The organism is Streptomyces sp. NPDC058375 (assembly GCF_042723425.1).
GTDB classification, from domain to species: domain Bacteria; phylum Actinomycetota; class Actinomycetes; order Streptomycetales; family Streptomycetaceae; genus Streptomyces; species Streptomyces durocortorensis.
Genome location: NZ_JBHXJG010000419.1, coordinates 1 through 3543 on the forward strand (window position 1 = coordinate 1; position 3543 = coordinate 3543).

2 protein-coding genes are annotated in these 3543 nt (G+C 69.4%); both read left to right on the forward strand.

Annotated elements, in window-relative coordinates:
• Positions 1-422: 422 nt before the first annotated feature.
• A complete protein-coding gene (locus ACFWM7_RS34430; RefSeq protein ID WP_383268483.1) occupies positions 423-1088 on the forward strand; it encodes a transglycosylase SLT domain-containing protein in 666 nt (221 codons plus the stop codon).
• A gap of 165 nt (positions 1089-1253) precedes the next feature.
• Positions 1254-3467, forward strand: coding sequence for a germacradienol/geosmin synthase (locus tag ACFWM7_RS34435; protein ID WP_383268486.1), 2214 nt, complete (start codon positions 1254-1256; stop codon positions 3465-3467).
• The last annotated feature ends 76 nt before the right edge of the window (positions 3468-3543 follow it).

Sequence of the window (3543 nt, forward strand, 5' to 3'; positions counted from 1 at the left end):
GTGCCGACACACCGGTCCCGCAGCGCGCTGTTGTGCGTTCCGGGGCCCGCACGGCGGTCTGAGACCGCCCGTCCGGGCCCTGTCCGCCCGTGACCGGGTGCTGACCCTGTGCTGTTCCGGGGGCCCCAGCGGGTGAGGCCCGCCACGAGACCCACGTCACCTACGGCCTCCGGTAGTAGGCGTGAGCCGTCCCGTCCGGCGTAACGAACCGCCCATATGGCTCATAAATTGGCATCTCACGATGAAGAGTAGTAAAGGCGGTCATTGCTTCCTATGTCGGTGCCCGCTAACCATGGATCCCGGCAAGCACCGAGTTCGAGTCCGCGTCGATCGCCCACCGGCGACCGCGGCCCGGGCAATCCGGTTCCTGCCGACGCGGCGCGAAGGCCGCGAAGCCCGTCCCCCATAGGAAGAGCTCACGCATGCCCCGCATCTCCACCCTGCGCATCACCCGCTCGCACAAGATCGCCACCGCCGTGCTCGTCGCGGCCGGTTCCGTCACCGCCATAACCGCCACCGGCGGTCCGAGCGAAGCGCAGACCACCGCGACCCGGTCCTCCGTCTCCGTGGAGCCGGTCGCCGCGGCGGGCGTCCCCACGGCGAAGGACGCGGCCGAGAAGGCCGCCAAGGAGAACGCCGCCAAGGAAGCCGCCGCGAAGAAGGCCGCCGACAAGGCGACCGCGGAGAAGGCCGCCGACACGGCGCGCTCCGAGAAGCAGGCCGCCAACCGCTCCACCGAGCGCAAGGCCGTCACGCCCAAGAAGTTCGAGAACAACCTCGACGGCTGGATCCGCGAGTCGCTCGACATCATGGAGAAGAAGAACATCCCCGGCTCCTACGAGGGGCTGCACCGCAACATCATGCGCGAGTCCAGCGGCAACCCGAACGCCGTCAACGACTGGGACATCAACGCGCAGAACGGCATTCCCTCCAAGGGTCTCCTCCAGGTGATCCAGCCCACCTTCGACGCTTACCACGTCAAGGGCACCCCGAAGAAGCTCACCGACCCGGTCGCCAACATCACCGCCGCCGCGAACTACGCCGCGGACCGGTACGGCTCGATCGACAACGTCGACTCCGCCTACTGAGCAACCGACTACTGAGCGACCGACTTCCGAGCACGCACAGGCCAAGCCGCGATGATGTGACTAATCGCCGTTGTGCGTGCTCCGTATGGCCGAAGGGTAGTGCTGCGCGGACATCACCGGTCCGCGCGTTCCCCGCGCGGAGGCTTCTGGAAAGGCCTGACGCACATGGCACAGCCCTTCTCACTGCCGGACTTCTATGTTCCGTATCCGGCGCGGCTCAACCCTCATGTGGAGGCGGCACGCGCGCACACGCGGGAGTGGGCCCGCTCCATGGGGATGCTGGAGGGGTCCGGCATCTGGGAGGAGAAGGACCTGGAGGCGCACGACTACGCCCTGCTGTGCGCCTACACCCACCCCGACTGCTCGGCCGAGGCCCTGTCCCTGGTCACCGACTGGTACGTGTGGGTCTTCTTCTTCGACGACCACTTCCTGGAGCTGTTCAAGCGCACGCCCGACCGGGAGGGCGGCAAGCGGTATCTGGACCGGCTGCCCGCCTTCATGCCGATGGAGCGGGGCGCCGCGACACCGGACCCGGAGAACCCCGTCGAAGCAGGACTCGCCGATCTGTGGGCCCGGACGGTTCCGGCGATGACGGACGACTGGCGGGCCCGGTTCGCCGAGTCGACGGAGAACCTCCTCAACGAGTCGCTCTGGGAGCTCGCCAACATCCACGAGGGCCGCATCGCGAACCCCGTCGAGTACATCGAGATGCGCCGCAAGGTCGGCGGCGCGCCTTGGTCCGCGGGACTGGTGGAGTACGCGGCGAACGCCGAGGTGCCCGCCCAGGTCGCCGACGCCCGCCCGCTGCGGGTACTGCGGGACGCCTTCTCCGACGCGGTGCACCTGCGCAACGACCTCTTCTCCTACCAGCGTGAGGTGGAGGACGAGGGGGAGAACAGCAACGGCGTGCTGGTGCTGGAGAAGTTCCTCGGCTGCTCCACGCAGGAGGCCGCCGAGTCCGTCAACGACCTGCTGACCTCACGACTCCAGCAGTTCGAGAACACCGCGCTGACCGAACTCGGCCCCCTCTGCGCCGAGAAGGGCCTGGACCCGACGCAGACCGCCGCCGTGCTGGCGTACGTCAAGGGGCTCCAGGACTGGCAGTCCGGCGGCCACGAATGGCACATGCGCTCCAGCCGCTACATGAACGGCGGCGGCGCGGGCGAGGCCGTGGCCGGCTTCGGCATGTCCGCCGCCTCCATCAGGTTCACGCTCCGCTCGGAGACCGCGCGGGCCCGCAGCCACAGCCATGTGCCGTACCAGCATGTGGGCCCCTCGCTGCTGCCGGACTTCGACGTGCCGTTCGGCACGACGCTCAGCCCGCATCTGGAGGGCGCACGGGTCCGGCTCGTCGACTGGGCGCGGCGGATGGGCATCCTGGAGGCCCAGCCGGGCGTGCCGGGTTCGCACATCTGGGACGAGGAGCGGATCGTCGCGATCGACCTGCCGCTGTGCGCGGCGGGCATCCACCCGGACGCGACCCCGGACGAACTGGACCTGTCCTCGGGGTGGCTCGCCTGGGGAACGTACGGGGACGACTGGTTTCCTGTGGTGCACGGGCGGACCCGGGACCTGGCGGGGGCGCGGCTGGCGAACGAGCGGCTGTCGCTGTTCATGCCGCTGGACGGCGAGGGGACGCCGGAGCCGGTGAACGCGCTGGAGCGGAGCCTGGGCGACCTGTGGCTCAGGACGGCCGCCCCGATGGACGCGGACGGGCGGCGCACCTTCCGGACCGCGATCGAGACGATGACCGCGAGCTGGCTGTGGGAGCTGGCCAACCAGGCGCAGAACCGCATCCCCGACCCGGTGGACTACGTGGAGATGCGGCGGGCGACGTTCGGTTCGGACCTGACGATGAGCCTGTGCCGGCTGGGGCACGGCCGGAAGGTGCCGGAAGCGGTCTACCGCAGCGGTCCGATGCGTTCCCTGGAGAACGCGGCGGCGGACTACGCGTGCCTGCTCAACGACCTGTTCTCGTACCAGAAGGAGATCGAGTACGAAGGGGAGGTGCACAACGGTGTCCTGGTCGTGCAGAACTTCTTCGGCGTGGACTACGCCACGGGCGTGGCGATCGTGCACGACCTGATGAACTCGCGGCTGCGGCAGTTCCTGCATGTCGCCGAGGTCGAACTCCCGGTGCTGTACGACGACTTCGGTCTGGATGCCGAGGCGCGGGAGGTCCTGGCGGGTTATGTGCGGGAGCTCAAGCACTGGATCGCGGGGATCCTGATCTGGCACCGGGGCTGCCGCCGCTACCGCGAGGAGGACCTGCGGCGCGGTCACGGGGCGCCTCCCCGGCTGGGTGGCCCCACGGGGCTCGGCACCTCCGCTGCGCAGGTGACCCGGATGATGGCCCAGTTGGCGGGCAGCCGGGGCTAGCGCTTCGGGCCGTACGGCTGCCGGGCATGCCGCACGGCACCTGGCAGTACGGTCCGCCGTGGGATTCTCACGGCGG

What these genes read in the sequence shown, in the direction of transcription:
- ACFWM7_RS34430 (WP_383268483.1), top strand. Translation starts at nt 423, where the DNA reads ATGCCCCGCATCTCCACCCTGCGCATCACCCGCTCGCACAAGATCGCC.
- ACFWM7_RS34435 (WP_383268486.1), top strand. Translation starts at nt 1,254, where the DNA reads ATGGCACAGCCCTTCTCACTGCCGGACTTCTATGTTCCGTATCCGGCG.